This is a genomic window from Streptomyces sp. BE303 (genome assembly GCF_036290945.1).
Lineage (GTDB): Bacteria > Actinomycetota > Actinomycetes > Streptomycetales > Streptomycetaceae > Kitasatospora.
The window spans coordinates 14,222-30,881 of sequence record NZ_JAQYWZ010000237.1; the positions used below are offsets into that span (position 1 = coordinate 14,222).

Sequence of the window (16,660 nt, forward strand, 5' to 3'; positions counted from 1 at the left end):
CCGCCCGTCTCCTCCCGTACCGGAGTACGCCCATGCCTGCCGCACCCCCCGCCCGGGCGCTCCCCGCGCCACTGCCGACGCCCGCGACCGACCGCCTGGCCGCGATCACCGCCGCCCTGGCGGCCCGCGCCGCCGAGCACGACCGGGACGCCTCCTTCCCCACCGAGGGCATCGAACTCGTCCACGGCGCGGGCCTGTTGACCGCCACCGTGGCGCAGCGCCACGGCGGCCCGGGCGGCGGTCTGGCCGACACCGTCCGGATCCTGCGCGCGCTCGGCGCCGGTGACCCGGCCGTCGCGCTGGTCACCGCGATGACGCTGTTCGTGCACGCCGCCGAGGCCCGTCGCCCGCACTGGCCGGCCGGACCGCTCGCCGACCTGCTGGCCGAGTCCGCCGCCCGCCCGACGCTGGTCAACCACGTCCGGGTGGAGCCCGATCTCGGCACTCCCGTCCGCGGTGGGCTGCCCGCGACCGTCGCGCGGCGCAGCGGCGACTCCTGGGAGCTGACCGGCCGCAAGATCTACTCCACCGGTGCCCCCGCGCTGCGCTGGCTGCTGGTCTGGGCGAGGACCGAGGAGGACGATCCCCGGGTCGGCTCCTTCCTGGTGCGCGGCGACCGGCCCGGGATCACCGTCGAGCCGACCTGGGACCACCTGGGCCTGCGGGCCAGCCGCAGCGACGACGTCCTGCTCGACGCCGTACGGATCCCGCTCGACCACACCACCGGGCTGGCCCTGCCGGAGCCGGACGGCGGCCGGGACGCGCTCGGCGGTGCGTGGAACTCGCTCGGCCTCTCCGCCCTCTACCTGGGGGTGGCCCGCGCCGCGCAGTCCTGGCTGACCGGGTTCCTGCACGAGCGGACCCCGACCTCGCTGGGCGCCCCGCTGGCCACCCTGCCCCGGTTCCAGAGCGAGCTGGGCGGCATCGACGTCGACCTGGCCGGCGCCGAACGGCTGGTCGCCGGTCTCGCCGGGGCGGTCGACGCGGGCGACGAGCCGGCCGCCGAGGAGAGTCCGGGCGCCAAGCTGATCGCCACCCGGGCCGCCGTGGAGGCCGTCCAGCGCGCCGTCGCCCTCACCGGCAACCACGGCCTGACCCGCCACCACCCGCTCCAGCGCCACCTGCGGGACGTGCTGTGCAGCCGGGTGCACACCCCGCAGGACGACACCGTCCTGCTCACCCGGGGCCGGGCCGCCCTGCACCGCCCTCCGACCCTCTGACCCTCTGACCCTCTGACCCTCTGACCCTCTGACCCTCTGACCGCCCCCGCTCCTCCCTGCCCTTCCTCTCCCCAACACCACTGCCATGAAAGGCTTTTCGCCATGCCCGTCGAGTTCATCGGCATGATCTCCACCCACGACGTCTCGGAGACCCGCCCGGCCCACGGCCCGGTGGTCGACGTGGACTACACCCGTCGCTTCGCCCGGGCGCACGAGGACGCCGGCTTCGACCGCATCCTGGTCGCGCACTCCTCGGCCAGCCCCGACCCCAACCAGGTGGCGGCGTTCGCCGCGGCCAACACCGAGCGGCTGGGCCTGCTGATCGCCCACCGTCCGGGCTTCATCGCCCCGACCGTGGCCGCCCGCACCTTCGCCACCCTGGACCAGTTCTCCGGCGGCCGGGTCGCCGTGCACATCATCACCGGCGGGCACGACGCCGAGCAGCGCCGCGACGGCGACTACCTCACCAAGGACGAGCGCTACGCCAGGACGGACGACTACCTGACCGTGCTCACCAAGGCGTGGACGGAGGAGGGCCCGTTCGACCACGAGGGCCCGTACTACCGCTTCGCCGACTTCCACTCCGAGGTCCGCCCGGTCACCCGGCCGCGGATCCCGCTCTTCTTCGGGGGCTCCTCGGAGGCCGCCTACCGGGTCGGAGGCAAGCACGCCGACACCTTCGCCCTGTGGGGCGAGCCGCTGGCGGAGACCGCGCAGCAGATCGCCTCGGTGCGCACCGCCGCCGAGGCCGCCGGGCGCACCGACGTCCACGGCATCAGCGTCTCCTTCCGTCCGATCCTGGGCCGCACCGAGGACGAGGCATGGGAGCGCGCGCACGGCATTCTGGCCACCATCAAGGAGCGGGCGGACGCCTTCGGCGGGCGGCGCCAGGTGCTCCCGGTCGGTCCGGGCGCCGCCCCGCAGAACGTCGGCTCCCAGCGGCTGCTGGCCGCCGCCTCCAAGGCCGACCGGCACGACCGCGCGCTGTGGACCGCCCCCGCCGCCGCGACCGGGGCGGCGGGGAACTCGACCGCGCTGGTCGGCACCCCGGAGACGGTCGCCCAGGCGCTGCTGGACTACGTCGACCTCGGCGTCACCACGCTGCTGATCCGCGGCTACGACCCGCTGGACGACGCGATCGACTACGGCCGGGAGCTGCTGCCGCTGGTGCGCCAGGAGGTCGCCCGCCGCGACGAGCGGGCGGCGCGCGAGGCGGCGGCCGGGGCCGAGGCCGAGGCCAGGGCCGAGGCGGCCCGGGCGGCGCTGCCGGACGCCGAGCCCGCGAGCGCCGCCCGATGAGCACCCCCGCACCCGCGGTGGCCGTCCCCGGCGCCGGCACCGCGCCGGGGGCGGGCCCGGCGCCCGCCGGGCCCGCCCCCGCCCCGGCCTGGTCCTCGGCGTCGGCGTCGGCGTCGGCGTCCTGGGACCCGGCCGACGGTGTGGTCGTCCGCGGCACCGTCCTGCTGCTCCCCGGCCGGGGCGAACACCCGGGCCTGTACGGCCGGTTCGGACGCCGGCTCGCCTTCGACGGCTACCGGGTGGTGGCGACGGCGCACGGCGGCGAGGCGGCCGAGGCCGACGCCCTCGCGGAGCGCGTCGCCGAGGAGCGCGCCGCGCTCCCGGCCGGCGCGCCCGTCGTCCTGGCCGGCTCCGACACGGGGGCTCTGCTCGCCCTGGCCGCCGCCGGGCCCGCCGCACCCGACGGCCTGCTGCTCGTCGGCCTCCCCACGGCCGGTCCCCGGCCGGACGGCGCGCAGCGGACCGGCACCGCCCCGGAGGGCGCCTGGACGGACGAGCTGACCGCCAGGACCGCCTGCCCGGTGCACCGGGGCCTGCTCGGCAGCGACCCCGGCTACCGGCCGGGCGCGTTGGAGGAGCCCGTGCCCGCCGCACTCTCCGAGGCGGCCGACCGGTCCGACCCCGGCCTGCCCGCCCTGCTGGTGCACGGCGGGGCCGACCTGGTCTCGCCGCCCGCGACCGCCCGGCGGCACGCCGCCCGGCTGGCGGCCGAACTGCTGCTGGTCGCCGACGGCCGGCACGACGCGCTCAACGACGCCCCGCACCGCAGCGTCGCCGCCGCCGTCGTGCAGTGGCTGGAGCGGCTGCGCGGCGGTCCGCACCTACCCGTCCAGCTGATCCCGGTCGCCGGCCCCGCGCCCGTACCGGATGCACCACAAGCACCGGACGAACCGGTGACGCACCTCTCCGAAGGAGTCCCGGCATGACCACGCTCGACGAACGCCCCGCCCTCGCCGTACCGGCGGGTGCGGCAGCCCCCGCACCCGCCCCCGCCCCGGACGCCGCGACCGCCGCCGACCTGCTGCGCGGCGCGCTGCGCCGGCACGCCGCCGGCGTCACCGTGATCACCGTGGCGGGCCCCGGCGGACAGGCCGGGTTCACCGCGACCTCGTTCACCTCGGTGAGCCTGGAGCCCGCGCTGGTCTCCTTCTACCTGGCGGCCACCGCCTCCTCCGCCCCCGCCGTCCGGGCCTGCGAGGCGTTCACGGTGCACATCCTGCGCCACGACCAGCAGGAGCTGGCGAACCGTTTCGCCCGCAGCGGGATCGACCGCTTCGCCGACACCCCGTGGCACACCGGACCGCACGGCACGCCGCTGCTGCCCGGCGCCGCCGCCCGGCTGACCGCCAGGACGACCCAGGTGACCCCGGTCGGCGACCACCTGCTGGTCGTCGGTGAGGTGGTGGGCGCGGACACCGAAGGCGGCCCGCCGCTGGTGCACCACAACGGCGGGTACGGCCGGTTCGCCGCCGACCTGGAGGGCTGAGGACCATGCCGCTGACCGCCCACTGGTTCCTGCCCACCACCGGGGACAGCCGGTACGTCGTCGGCGGCGGCCACGGCTCGGTGCCCGGCACGGCCGGTTCGGACCGCCCACCGAGCATCGCCTACCTGGGCCAGATCGCCCGTACGGCAGAGCAGTTGGGCTTCACGGGCGCACTGACCCCGACCGGGTCCTGGTGCGAGGACGCCTGGCTGACCACCGCGATGCTCACCCAGGTGACCGAGCGGCTCAAGTACCTGGTCGCCTTCCGCCCCGGCCAGCTCAGCCCGACCCTCGCCGCCCAGATGGCGACCGGCTACCAGAACCAGTCGGGCGGCCGGCTGCTGCTCAACATCGTCACCGGCGGCGAGTCCGCCGAGCAGCGCGCGTACGGGGACTTCCTCGACAAGACGGGCCGCTACGCCCGCACCGCGGAGTTCCTGGACATCACCGGGCGGCTCTGGCGCGGCGAGCGGGTGGACCACCACGGCGCCCATCTGCGCGTCGAGGGCGCGCAGTTGACCCGGCTGCCGGAGCCGGTCCCGGAGGTGTACTTCGGCGGGTCCTCCCCGGAGGCCGCCGAGGTCGCCGCCCGCCACGCCGACGTCTACCTCACCTGGGGCGAACCCCCGGAGATGGTCGCCGAGAAGATCGGGGCCATCCGCGATCTGGCGGCGCGGTACGGGCGCACCCCGCGCTTCGGCATCCGGCTGCACGTGATCACCCGGGACACCTCCGCGGACGCCTGGGCGCAGGCCGGGCGTCTGCTGGCCGGGATGGATCGGGCGCGGATCGCCGCCACCCAGGAGGCACTGGCGCGCAGCGAGTCGGAGGGCCAGCGGCGAATGCGGCTGCTGCACGGCGGATCGACGGAGCGGCTGGAGGTGTCGCCGGGTCTCTGGGCCGGGATCGGCCTGGTGCGCGGCGGTGCGGGCACCGCGCTGGTCGGCAGCCACCGCGAGGTCGCCGACCGGATCGAGGAGTACCACCGCCTGGGCATCGACGAGTTCGTGCTGTCCGGGACGCCCCACCTGGAGGAGGCGTACTGGGTCGGCGAGAACGTGCTGCCCCTGCTCGCCGCCCGCGGCCTCTGGAAGCCCGAAGCCTGACGCGCGGCCTCTGGAAGCCCGGGGTCCGACGGCGCACGGGCCGGCACCCGGCTCGCACGGGTGCGCGGCGGCGGCCGGTCCGGCACGCCCTCAGTCCCCGTCCACGACCGCCAGCCAGAGCTGGATCTCCACGTCCCCGTCGCCGGTGAGGTCGTACGCCTGGAGCAGCAGCAGCCGGCCGTCGACCGCCCAGACCGTGGACCGCTCGCCGTCACCTGAGCGCAGGATGGTGCGGTCCCCGGGCAGCGGCTCGCCGAAGCGGGCTCGCAGCCGCTCCACGGCGGCGCTCTCGATCTCGTCGAACCGCTCGCTGGTCTCGTCGTGGAGGAAGGCGAACTCCGCCTGGTGCTCCGCCGAGAGCCAGATGTCGGCGAGGACGGCCATCGCCCCGTGGCACACGTCGTCCGCGTCGTCCGCGTCCAGCTCCGTGAGGTCGTACGGGTCGTCGTGACTGTCGAAGATCAGCGAGCAGGGGCGGAACGGCCGGGGCACGGCCGCCAGCAGCTCCGCCGCGAGGTCGGGGACGGCGTCGAGCCCGTCGAGGGCCGCCGACCCGCCCCTCAGCCGGAGGTGGGCGAGGAAGTGGTCCGCGTCCCGGGCGAGGAACGCCCCGGGCGGGGTGAAGGTGCCGGGGGCGCCGGTCTCCTCCAGGACCACCGCGCCGGCGGCGTCCCGCAGCCGCAGCAGCGTCCCGTCCCCGGCGGGCGTCTCGGTGCGGGCCACCTCCCGGCCCGCGGCGTCGACATGGGCGACGGCGCCGTCCCGGGTGAGGAAGCGGGCGAGGCCGGGCGAGACGCCCTCGAAGCCGAGCACCCAGCCGTCGTCGTCGGTGAGCGGCTCCGGGTACGGGACGGGCACGAACCGGCCGTCGGTGCGCAGGACGCCCCACGACTCGCCGTCCTCCTCCCCTTCGGCCGGCTCCTCGTCCGGGACACCGAGCGCCACGGCCGCGCCGTCCGGGCCGAAGTCCTCGGCCCAGGTGTAGACCTGGGGGATCACCAGGGTGCCGGTCGGGTCGGCGAAACCGCGCGCGTAGCCGTCGCCGGTCCGGAGCAGGCCGTGGTGGAAGGTGTCGGACATCGCGCTGCCGCCCTGGAGGACGAGCTCGCCCCGGCCGTTCACGAAGCCGGTGTACAGGTCCCCGAGGCCCCCGCCGACGACGTAGGCGAGGCCGTTGTCGTCGAAGGGCTTCAGCAGGCGGTGGCCGGGCTCGACGACCCACTCCCCCGCGAGGTCGATCAGCCCCCACTCCTCGCCGACCCGCACGGCGGCCGTGCTGTCGGGCCCGAAGGGGCGGGCCCCGTCGAAGCGCGGCTCGATGACGGTGCGTCCGGTGCGGTCGAGGTAGCCGCAGAGGCCGCTGCCTGCGAACCGGACGCCGACCAGCCCGGCGGCGGAGCAGGGGCCGCCCGCCCGGTACGGGCCGCTGATCACCTGGGTACCGGACGGGTCGAGGTAGCCGACCGTCCCGTCCTCGGTACGGATCCGGGCGAGCCCGTGAAGACGACCGTCAGCAGACGCTCCTGGACGGCGACGGTGAGCGCCCGCCCCCGGTCCTCGCCTCTGGCGAGCGTGGCGACGGAACCGCCCAACCTGCCCTCGTCGAGGAAGGACTGACCGGAGCCGAGGGCCACCGTGCCGGTCACCGACGACACGGTGACCGTCAACGCCGAGGAGGTGCCGGAGGCGGAGACCGGCGGCCGCGCGGTGCTGGTGCCGTCCTCGCCGAACAGTCGGGCAGGTAGGCGACGTTGATGTCCTGGGTGAACTCGACGCGGTACGCGGGTGCGTCGTCCGGTGCGACGGCGAGGTCGAACCTCACCGGTACATCGCTCGCCTCGCCTACGACGGCCTCCCGGCTCACACCTGCGCGGCGACGCTGCCGGCGCCGGACGGCCGGGCCGCACCACGGGACGGTCCCCGATGCCGGCGAGCACGTGCGCGGCACGATCACTCACCGCGTCGAGGAGTTCGCGCAGACGGTCGAGGTCGCCACCGAGTCGAGGATGCATACCCACAGCCCAGAGCCGGGCCCGCTCCCCCAACCAGCACTACGTCCCACACGAAGGATCCTGACGACCCACCAGGCGAGGACCCCTCAGGACCCTCGCCGGACCGTGGCCGCAGGAACCACAGGCGGCCGGAAGCCCGTGAGTCCTGCGGGCCCCCCTCGCGGTCGTTTCCGCCGCCCCGGGTGGCGGCAGGCGACACCAACCCGACCCTGCCCGCCCCGACCGACGGCGACGGCGACTTCACCGCGGCGACCGGGTGCGGTTCCTCCGGGACGGCCGCAGCGCCACAGGCCGGGCCGGTGATTGCCGCGCAATCGCGAGCACATGGCAGTACTTGTGGATCGTTGGCAGAGGCGGGCGGTTCGAGCCCTTGCTCCTGGCAGCGCGCTTGGCTATCCCCGTTCGGGACGCAGCAGGACCTCGCTGCCTATGGGTGTGAAGCCGCAGGCGAGGAAGGCGCGTAGCGAGCGGGCGTTGCCGGGAGAAACGGCGGCGAAGACCGGGTGGGCTTCCGGAACGAGGGAGAGCGCGTCGGCGAGGAGCGACCGTCCGTGTCCTTGGCTGCCGTCCTGGACGTTGTGGAGTTCGATACTCAGTTCGCGTCGCCCGGCGAGGCCGTCGGACAGGGCGACGAGGCCGCGTTCGTCGCCGTGGACCTTGACGTTCGTCCGCAGTTCCCGGGCATGGCGGACGCGCGGGTGGTCATCTGCACCGGTCAGCTCTGCCAGGCGCGGCGGGCCGCCCGTGCCGCGGGCCGTGAGTGTCACGTCGGTGACGTCGATCCAGCCCTTCGGGCCGGCCAGGTGCCGCAGGAAGTCCGGCGCGAGCGATGCACCGAAACCGTCTGGTTCTTGGGCGTGTACGGCCCGGCTGGTCAAGGCGGTGGCGATGACGGCGTGGCCGGTGAAGGCGACCGAGCACTCAAGGCCCCCCGCCAGGGGCGGTAACACCGTCACCTGTCCGTCGGCCGGCGGGAAGCAGCCATCGGCTGCGGCCGTGAAGAACGTCAGGAGCGGGTGCGACTCGCTCACGGTTGCCCACCTGTCTGTCGAGGAAGCCGGCAGGGAGCCATTGTCGGACAGGTCCCGTGGATCGGTCGAGGCTGGTCATGCTGCGAGGTTCCGGGCGTTCGACGGGCCGGCCGCGTTCGGAGCGGGCACCGGCCCGGAGGAGCGCGACGAGGTGGGTCCGTTCACCGCGCGCCACCGGTTCTGGGCGGACTCGGCAAGCTTGAAGACCACCGGGGGTGTACGTCCGTACGACGCCCCGGCGGCACCGAGAGCACCAAAGGCACCGGAGAGTCCGCGGGCCGGGGCGGCGACCAGCCCGCGCGAGGAGGTCGCGGGGACCTGGCCGCGCCGGTTCGCGGCCGCAGTGGCAGCAGGACGGCGCCGACCCGACGGGAACAGGACGACGACTACCCTGATCAAACCTTTGTTCGCATGTGGAGAGGCTGGTTGCCCATGTTCCTGGGTCTACGAGTGGTGGTGTATCCGGCGCCCGACCTCGCCGCCGGCAAGGCGTGGTGGACCTCGGTCCTCGGTGTGGAGCCCTACTTCGACGAGCCGTTCTACGTCGGCTACGACGTCGGCGGCTACGAGCTGGCTCTGGGCCCGCGTGCCGACCCCGCCGACGGTCCCGTGACCTACTGGGGCGTCGCCGACGCCGACGCGGCCCTGCAGCAACTCGTCGCCGCGGGGGCAACCGTCAAGGAAGGGGTGCGCGACGTCGGCGGATCCATCCGCGCCGCATCGGTGACCGATCCGAGCGGATCAGTCATCGGGATCATCGAGAATCCGCACTTCGCGCTCCCGGAAACCGCCCGGCAGGCCGGCGACGGCCCCGGCCGATAGCCGGCCCGCCGCGCGGGCCGGACCGTGCGCGCAGCAATCGAGAAGCCCGCGACACCCCGCACGTCCCGACCCGCCGTCCCCCCACACCCCGGGCCCGAACCCCGCCCGCGCACACCCACGGCGACCGCGTCCACCGGCACGACCGGGACCCGAAAACCCCCCGTGCCCGGGGCGTTCAGCCGCCGACACAGGTGGTGCCGCACGGACTCGGGCGGGTTCTTCGGAGCGGAACGCGGCGGTCGTCCCGGCGCCGGGGGATCACCTTCGGCGCGGATCCCGGGCCGGCATCGGCCTGTGACCGGGTCAGCGCAGGGTGCGCAGGAAGATGTCCGCCTTGCCGTTGGTGTCGCCGGGGACGAGGTCCTCGGCCGTGGACTGGAAGACCACATGGCGCCCGCCGGCGCTGACCGTGTCGATCCCGGCCGTGGCGGGGCGGTCGGTCACGGTCTCGTCGGTGCCCGTCTCCAGGTCGCGCAGCGTGAGCGGCGCCGGCCCGACCGTACCCGACGGGGTGTGCAGGAGGTAGCGGCCCGTGGGGTCGACGGCGACGCCCTTCACGCCGGGTACCACCAGAGCGGTGCCGGACGCGACGTCGTGGACGTACGTGTCGGGACCCGATAGGTAGACGGCCTTGTTGCCGTCGTCACTGAGCTGGACGAGCTCGGCCGCCCTGCCCGGACCCTCGATCGGACCAGCGGCGGTGTTGTCGGCCCAGTCCCACAGGAAGACGTCGTGCTCACCGCCGTCCTGGTAGGCGAGACGGGTCCCGTCGCCGCTGATGGACGGCCGGACCGCCGCGGTGTTGTGGATGATGTCGACGGTCTGCAGGGCCCCGGTGTCCGGCCTGCGGACCTCGACGCGCTGATTGGGCTCCGGCGGCCTGAACCTGACACTGAACGCCTGGTGGTTTTCGTTCGCGCCCATGGACGCCTCGCAGGTGAAGAGCGAGCAGGTGTAGGCGGACGTCCAGCCCCGGCTCAGATGCTCCTGGTAGAGGGCCGTGTTGGCGAACCTGGGTGCCAGATAGGCGAGGACCTGCCCGTCGCCACTGAGCATGGGCGGCGCCGACGCGTACCCGTCGAACTGCCGGTTCTGCCCCGTCGCGAGATCGCGGACGAACACCCGGTCGTTCCTCCCCGTATTGCCGGGGGTGAGGTTGTTCGCGTACGAGGTGAACACGGCGCGGTCGCCGGCCGGTGTGATCGACACCCGGGCGGAATCATCGTTGGCCTGGGTGCCGTCGGCCGCGACGCTGACCCTCTCGATACCGGCCGAGCGGACGCCGGCACCGCCCACGCCCCCGGCAGGCCCGGCCCAGGCCGCTCCGGGCAGGGCCGCCGCGATCGCACAGACCACGGCCGCCGTGCTCAGGGCGACCCGTCCACGTCTGACTGTTGTGACCCGGTTCGTACGTCCTCGCATGTATCCCCCCACGCAGCTTCCGCTTCGACTCCCCGTTCGGAGAACCACCGACCATCAAAAAGCGCCGGAGCGACGCGGTCAACGCGTAGACGCGCCAGATGACCCGCCCGGACAGACGGTTTCGGTCATCCGGGAACCGTCCCCGCCACTCGGCCAACTCCCGCCCCAATGAGGACAGTCGGCCCCAGCGAGGATCTGGGTGGCGGTCACGGGTGGTAGCCTCGCCGATCGATCACCACCGGGACCGAGAAACCGCCCCACCGCCGGCCGGCACTCGAAACACCCGCCGCCGGCCGTCCCGCGGTGACAGCCCACCCTCCCGGCCGGCCCGGTCCCGGCCGCCCCCTCGCGGAAACAGGCCGTCCCCGCCCCGGGCCGTGGCCGCAGCGGCCTTGGTCATCCGGCTTCGTACGTGACCGTCCTCCGGCCGGCAGCTACTGCCTGGCGCGTCGGTTGAGCCAGGACTTCTCCAGCTCCGGCAGCGGCGGCTCAGGCGCCGGCCCGGTTTCGTTGCAGACGGCGATGGGGTTGTCCGGCGCTGAGCACGAACCGACCGTCACCAGCTGGTACGCAAACTCGCCGCCCTTCGGCAGCGGGACTGCGATTCGCTCGGATGCGGGCGGACCGGGGACACACCGGCCGACGTCCTCGCCGTAGGGCCCGCCCCCGAAGATCACGTGCATCCACCCGTGCGGGGGTGTTCCGCTCATATCGAAGACATCCTCCATGTCCTCCCCCTTTCCGCCGCAAGATCGTATCGGTCACCGGCTTTGAAGGCCCTGCCAGATCGGCCGGTCAGCCTGGTGCTCTGACCACAGGGGTTCACGCGTTGCTGTGGGCCTGTCGGAGGTGGCTCAGCGATCACCATCGGGGAGTGGTCCGGCCTTGGTGACAGGTCCGGACCACCAGTCCGGTCGACCGGCGGGCCGCCGAGAGGCTTCCGGTTCTCGGTGGGCCGACTCCTCGGCCCTGCGGTGCGGTGCGGGGCGGCCTGGGCCGGCTCAGGCTCTCAGGCGGGGGTGGGGTGATCAAGGAAGCCGTCGGCGATGCCGCCCGGTGCTTCGGTGCACGGCGAACCGTCACCGGTCCGGCGTGCGGTAGAGGACGAGCGTGTTCGGAGTTCCGAACGTGCGCCGGTACGCCTTCCATCCGCTTCCCATGAACGAAGGAGTCTCGGCAATGACTGGTCAGACAGCGGTGGCCGTCCGCCCGGGTGCGTTCCCTTCTCGCTACGGATACGCGCACGTTCGCGGCGTTGGGCGGCCGGAACGTCGGGGTGGCGGGCGTCGGCGTCGTGCCAGCGTCGGTGGGCGTGCAGCGCGCGGGCCTGAACCGGGTGTTTCGTAGCCCAGTGACGGGTCCTCCTGTCGTTGTGGGTCGAAAGACTGTCCAGGATCACGTAGACCCGGGCCACCGTCCGGAGGCGCCGCTCGGATCGATCCGAGCGCGGCCAAGCCGCTATCCCCTCGCCCCACAGCGCCCCGAGACGCTACAATCCACAGAGGAGCCACTGGACGCCCACCTCACGGTGCGGGAACCTGGCCCCATGGCACAGCGGACACGGTCCGCGGCCGGCCGCTCTGGACAGCAGGCAGACCGACGCTCCCCGCCCTCCCGGCCAGGCACATCGGCAGTACATGAGCGCCGCCCCGCAGTGGCCGCTTCCCGGAAAAAATCCGCGCTCCTGCCGGACGGTGAACCCCGCGTGCTCACCTCTCTCGCCCGCACCGGGGCGCTGGAGCGCCGGACCGCTACCCGCAGACACAACCGCCAGGATCCGGGGCTCCGGCCGAACTCGTTCCCGAGCTCCGCACCCAACCGGCAGCGCCACCAACCGCGCCGCTCCCCGCCACGTCCGGCCCGCCCAGTGCCGCCAGACACCCTCTGACTCAACAGGAGTACCAATCTCGTGACGACCACCACCGAACCCTCGATCACCACGCCGCTGGACAGCCTGCTGAAGGCCGACCTCCATCGACTCGCCTCCGCCCTGAGCCTCCCGGGCGCCTCCCGCCTGCGCAAGGGCGAACTCGTCGAGGCTATCACCGCCAAGTGCCTCGCCGGCCGGCCGCCCACGCCCACGGCCGGTCCCGGTCCCAGGCCCGCCGACACCGAAAGCCCGGGGGCCCGCCCCGCACTGCCGCCTCAGCGAACCCGCGACCGCGCCGGCCGGCCGGCGCAGCCCGCCACCACAGCGGGGAGCGGCCTCGTCCCGGCCTCCGGAGTGCTGGACGTCCACGACGGGAACGCCGTCCTGCGGACCTCCGGCTACCTCCCCGGCCCCACCGACCTGCACGTGCCCGCCCGCCAACTGCGCGCTCTCGGCCTGCGCTCCGGCGACGTCCTGACCGGCGCCGCACGCCCGCACAGCGGCGACCGCCGCCCGCTCCTGGAGCGCATCGACACGGTCAACGGCCGCCCCGCCGACAACCTCCCGCCCCGGCCCGCGTTCAACGACCTGACGCCGCTGTACCCGCAGCAGCACCTGCGCCTGGAGACCGGCCCGCGCGAACTGATCGGCCGGGTCCTCGACCTGGTGGCCCCGATCGGGAGGGGCCAGCGCGGTCTGATCGTGGCACCGCCCAAGGCCGGCAAGACGATGGTCGTGCAGAGGATCGCGGCGGCGATCGCCCACAACCACCCCGAGACGCACCTGATGGTCGTCCTGGTCGACGAGCGTCCGGAGGAGGTCACCGACATGAGGCGCTCGGTCAAGGGCGAAGTCATCGCCTCCACCTTCGACCGGCCCGCCCGCGAGCACATCGCCGTCGCCGAACTCGCCGTCGAGCGCGCCAAGCGACTCGTCGAACTCGGCCACGACGTGGTGGTCCTGCTCGACTCCGTCACCCGCCTCACCCGCGCCCACAACGCCGCCGCACCCGCCCACGGACGAACCCTCAGCGGCGGCCTGGACGCCACCGCCATCCAGCGCCCGAAGAAACTCTTCGGCGCGGCCCGCAACGTCGAGAACGGCGGCTCGCTGACCATCCTGGCCACCGCCCTCGTCGACACCGGCTCCCGCATGGACGACCTGATCTTCGAGGAGTTCAAGAGCACCGGCAACATGGAGCTGCGCCTCAACCGCCGCCTCGCCGACAAGCGACTCTTCCCCGCCGTCGACGTCCGGGCCTCCGGCACCCGCCGCGAGGAACTCCTCCTCGGACACACCCGCACCCCCGCCGCCCGGACCCTGCGCCGTGTCCTGGGAAACCTCGACCTCCAGCCGGCCGCGGAACTGCTCCTGAACCGCCTCAAGCAGACCACCACCAACACCGAACTTCTGCGCCAGGTGGCAACCAGCACCCCGACTCCCCCGGCCTGAACCGAACCGGCACCATGTCCTGGAACTCCACCGCCCCTCGCCCGGTCGGAAGTCGTCGTTCTGCCGTGCGGTAGTCCACTCGTGCCCGGCAATGCGAGCTCTCCGCCCATCTCACACAGGTGGGCGGCCGCGGGTCGCCCGAATCCCTCCCGGAGGGGCGCCGCCGGCCCGTATGCTGTGGGGCCCTGGGCCAGGGTGGACCGGCGGGGGGTTGGGTGCGAGCGGGGGATGTGCTCGACGGGCGGTACCGGTTGGTCCGCGAGCTCGGCCGGGGCGGATTCGGTGTCGTGTGGGAGGCCTACGACTCCCGGGTCGGCAGGCCCGTGGCGGTCAAAACGGTAGCGCACCAGGGCAATGCGGAGGGTGCGAAGCGGTTCCTGCGAGAGGCCGGCGCAACCGGCGTCTTCATGCACCCCAACATCGTGGTCATCCACGATCTCGGCGAGGTCGACCATGCCGCGGACCGGTTCAGCTATCTGGTCATGGAACTACTGTCCGGCCGAACGCTGGCCCAGATCGTCGCCGACGGCGTGCCGGACCTCGCGTACACCTTGGTGTGGGCGCAGTACATCTGCGTGGCCCTGCAGGTCGCGCACGCCGCCGGGATCGTGCACCGCGACGTCAAGACGGACAACATCATGATCACGTCGTCGGGTGTGCTGAAGCTACTGGACTTCGGAATCTCACAGCGCGAAGGACTGCCCGGGGTGACCGTCACCGGGGCTGTCGTCGGCACCCCGTTCACCATGGCTCCCGAGCGCTGGCGCGGCGAGCACGCCGACGGCCGGGCCGACCTGTACTCGTTGGGGTGTGTGCTGTTCGAACTGTGCACGGGCAAGCGGCCGTTCGCCGGCGACACCCTCGTCTCGGTCATGAACCAGCACCTCACCCACCCCCCGCCGGTGCCCGGCCGGCTGCGCCCGGGGATCCCGCCCGGGCTCGACAGCCTCGTGGCAGCGCTCATGGCCAAGGACCCCGCCGCCCGGCCGGCCACCGCCACCGAGACGCGCCGTCGACTGGGCGCCATCGCCGCCTCGTACATCGGCTGACGGCCGCGGCCAGGGCGGAGCCGCCCAGCCCATCACGCCTCTTGGAGCCGGAATCCGCCGCCCGCTCGCCCAGCGGCCGATCGGGCAGGACGTGCAACTGGCCTTCCCTTGCAGACCATCAGATCGCGGCGGCCCGGTTGTTCAGCCTCGTGGCGCCGCCGCCGGCGAGGACCAGCGCAACGGGCGGGTGGCCCCCGGGTATCCCCCGGGGCCGGGCGACCCGGCGGAGCCGGAGTCCTTGTGGTGGTTCGGCCGGCCGCGACCCGGCGGAAACAGCGTTGCTCACACCCCTGGTTTCCGTGCACCCTGGTCGGGTGTTCAACGCGCTCTCCCCCGCAGGCCTGACCTGGGACGAGGTCGACCCCGCCGACCACCCCTTCGACCCCGCTTCGGCGGCGCAGGTGGTCCACTCCCTCGGCCCGGCGCGGCGGGTACCCTCCCGGCTGGACCCCGACGCCGATCTGACCAAAGCCAACTGGGCCTGGGAGGTGGCCAAACCCTGGTCCGATGCCATGACGCACGTACTGATAGAACGCTACGGCCGGTGGGCGGCGGGGTGGCGCTGGTCGCTCGGCGAGGGGGACGTCGACGGCGGGCCGGTCGGGAACTGGTGCTGCGGGTCGCACTCGATCACCACCCCGGAGCAGACCCTCGACCACGTCGTGGCGGCGCTGTGCGAGTGGCGTGACTGGCTGGAGCGCCTCGCGGAGTGGTTCGAGGCCTACCCCCTGGACCCGGAGACCCTGGTGGCGGACCGGATCCTGTGGGAGCGCACCGCCCGCAACCTGATCCTGCAGGTGGCCGACCGGACCGGCGCCGAGAGCGGCTGGTACGGGCACTGCCAGCAGGTCCTGGGCTGGTTCCTCAGCTACTGGGGTGTCGCCCCTGAGCTGGCTGAGCGGCTGGTGCAACAGGCGGTCGGCGGCCGGTTCAAGAGCTGGACCGCGCCGGACACCGTCCTGGCGGAGGACGTCGCCGAGCAGCTCGTCGGCCCGCTGCGCCCCCAGGACACCCACGGGTCACCGGACCCGGGCCAGCTCCCGGACCACCTGGAGCGCTGGCTCGCGGTGCGCGAGAGCGTGCCGTGGCCGGACGGCGAGGACAGCACGCACAGTGAACCGGTGACCCCCGCCCGCGACGGCGCGGCGGAGGACTTCCGCTCCTTCGACGCCGCAGTGGACCCCGCCCGCGCCGCCGGCCTCCTCACCGCACTGGATCTGGTGCGGGCCGACGCGGCGTGTGGTGCCGCGCTCGACTTCGAGTTGCTGCGCGGCTGGCAGCAGCACGTACTGGGCACACCTGAGCCACCACTGCTACGTGCCCACCCCGCCTTCGCCAAGGGCGGCGAGGAGCGCTACGGGATCGGCCCGGACACCCGCACCCGCCTCGACGCCTGTCTGGCGCAAGCCGCCGACAGCCGGCTCTCGCCGGCTGCCGGAGCGGCCCGGGCCTACCTGGATGTCTGCTTCTTCCACCCGTTCGACGACGGCAACGCCCGCGCCGCCCTGCTCACCTTGCTGTTCGTGCTGGCCCGCGCAGGCATCACACTCGACTCGGTGGTACTCATCCGCCGGTTCGGCCACCGGGCCGACGACCCGCAGGACGCGCTGAGCCTGTGCCGTTCCGTCGAGTTCCACCTCAGGCAGAACCGCGCCGCCGCTCAGTGACCGCCCGGTACAACCAGCGCCGCCCGGATCGCGGTCCCTGTCACAGGCGACATCGGAACCTCGCCAGGCTGCGACACTGCCCTTCAGCTTGTGATTTATCCATCGGGCTCGAACAGGCCGACTCGGTGATCACTCGTCCGGGTGATCACGGGACACGGGAGCGGCCTTCGCGTGATCCTGAACTCGACCAAGAGGCACAGGACTTGACGCGAAGGCCGCTGTGA

Annotated in this window: 14 protein-coding genes and 1 pseudogene; 9 read left to right on the top strand and 6 right to left on the bottom strand. The window is 73.7% G+C overall.

The genetic code is table 11. From position 1 onward, the window contains the following. The first annotated feature begins 32 nt into the window (after positions 1 to 32). The 5 genes from PUR56_RS01550 to PUR56_RS01570 all read left to right on the top strand — a co-directional run bounded on the left by PUR56_RS01550 (position 33) and on the right by PUR56_RS01570 (position 5,111). A complete protein-coding gene (locus tag PUR56_RS01550; protein WP_329947530.1) occupies positions 33 to 1,220 on the top strand; it encodes an acyl-CoA dehydrogenase family protein in 1,188 nt (395 codons plus the stop codon). Positions 1,221 to 1,322: 102 nt separating this feature from the next. After that, positions 1,323 to 2,519, top strand: coding sequence for an LLM class flavin-dependent oxidoreductase (locus PUR56_RS01555; RefSeq protein ID WP_329947531.1), 1,197 nt, complete (start codon positions 1,323 to 1,325; stop codon positions 2,517 to 2,519). Continuing rightward, positions 2,516 to 3,445: a lysophospholipase gene (locus PUR56_RS01560; RefSeq protein ID WP_329947532.1), complete on the top strand. Its 930-nt coding sequence runs from the start codon at positions 2,516 to 2,518 to the stop codon at positions 3,443 to 3,445. Before PUR56_RS01555 ends, PUR56_RS01560 begins: the two co-directional genes overlap by 4 nt. Then, positions 3,442 to 4,005, top strand: coding sequence for a flavin reductase family protein (locus tag PUR56_RS01565; protein ID WP_329947533.1), 564 nt, complete (start codon positions 3,442 to 3,444; stop codon positions 4,003 to 4,005). The genes PUR56_RS01560 and PUR56_RS01565 overlap by 4 nt, the downstream gene beginning before the upstream one ends. 5 nt (positions 4,006 to 4,010) lie before the next feature. Then, positions 4,011 to 5,111, top strand: coding sequence for an LLM class flavin-dependent oxidoreductase (locus PUR56_RS01570; protein WP_329947534.1), 1,101 nt, complete (start codon positions 4,011 to 4,013; stop codon positions 5,109 to 5,111). A gap of 90 nt (positions 5,112 to 5,201) precedes the next feature. Here the strand turns inward: PUR56_RS01570 and PUR56_RS01575 are convergent, their stop codons facing one another. From PUR56_RS01575 to PUR56_RS01585, 3 genes are all read right to left on the bottom strand, one after another. After that, positions 5,202 to 6,545, bottom strand: coding sequence for a WG repeat-containing protein (locus PUR56_RS01575; protein ID WP_329947535.1), 1,344 nt, complete (start codon positions 6,543 to 6,545; stop codon positions 5,202 to 5,204). Then, on the bottom strand, positions 6,542 to 6,757 hold the full coding sequence (locus PUR56_RS01580; RefSeq protein WP_329947536.1) for a hypothetical protein: 216 nt from the start codon (positions 6,755 to 6,757) through the stop codon (positions 6,542 to 6,544). The genes PUR56_RS01575 and PUR56_RS01580 overlap by 4 nt, the downstream gene beginning before the upstream one ends. Positions 6,758 to 7,515: 758 nt before the next feature. Next, a complete protein-coding gene (locus tag PUR56_RS01585; protein ID WP_329947537.1) occupies positions 7,516 to 8,154 on the bottom strand; it encodes a hypothetical protein in 639 nt (212 codons plus the stop codon). A 432-nt stretch (positions 8,155 to 8,586) separates the two neighbouring features. Between PUR56_RS01585 and PUR56_RS01590 the strand changes: the two genes are divergently transcribed. Continuing rightward, a complete protein-coding gene (locus PUR56_RS01590; protein WP_329947542.1) occupies positions 8,587 to 8,976 on the top strand; it encodes a VOC family protein in 390 nt (129 codons plus the stop codon). A gap of 303 nt (positions 8,977 to 9,279) precedes the next feature. On the opposite strand, the gene PUR56_RS01595 is transcribed toward PUR56_RS01590, so the two are convergent. From PUR56_RS01595 to PUR56_RS01605, 3 genes and pseudogenes are all read right to left on the bottom strand, one after another. Continuing rightward, entirely contained in the window at positions 9,280 to 10,332 is a 1,053-nt protein-coding gene (locus PUR56_RS01595) for a hypothetical protein (protein ID WP_329947538.1), read from the bottom strand. Between the two features lie 500 nt (positions 10,333 to 10,832). Continuing rightward, complete coding sequence (locus tag PUR56_RS01600) at positions 10,833 to 11,126, bottom strand: hypothetical protein (protein ID WP_329947539.1); 294 nt, start codon at positions 11,124 to 11,126, stop codon at positions 10,833 to 10,835. A gap of 473 nt (positions 11,127 to 11,599) precedes the next feature. Then, positions 11,600 to 11,861: pseudogene (locus PUR56_RS01605) on the bottom strand (IS630 family transposase); the annotation flags it as partial. Positions 11,862 to 12,307: 446 nt separating this feature from the next. Between PUR56_RS01605 and rho the strand changes: the two are divergent. The 3 genes from rho to PUR56_RS01620 all read left to right on the top strand — a co-directional run bounded on the left by rho (position 12,308) and on the right by PUR56_RS01620 (position 16,436). Then, positions 12,308 to 13,720, top strand: coding sequence for a transcription termination factor Rho (gene rho / locus PUR56_RS01610; RefSeq protein WP_329947540.1), 1,413 nt, complete (start codon positions 12,308 to 12,310; stop codon positions 13,718 to 13,720). 230 nt (positions 13,721 to 13,950) lie between these two features. Next, positions 13,951 to 14,769, top strand: coding sequence for a serine/threonine-protein kinase (locus PUR56_RS01615; protein WP_329877701.1), 819 nt, complete (start codon positions 13,951 to 13,953; stop codon positions 14,767 to 14,769). Positions 14,770 to 15,083: 314 nt separating this feature from the next. Then, positions 15,084 to 16,436, top strand: coding sequence for a Fic family protein (locus PUR56_RS01620; protein WP_329947541.1), 1,353 nt, complete (start codon positions 15,084 to 15,086; stop codon positions 16,434 to 16,436). Positions 16,437 to 16,660 lie beyond the last annotated feature (224 nt).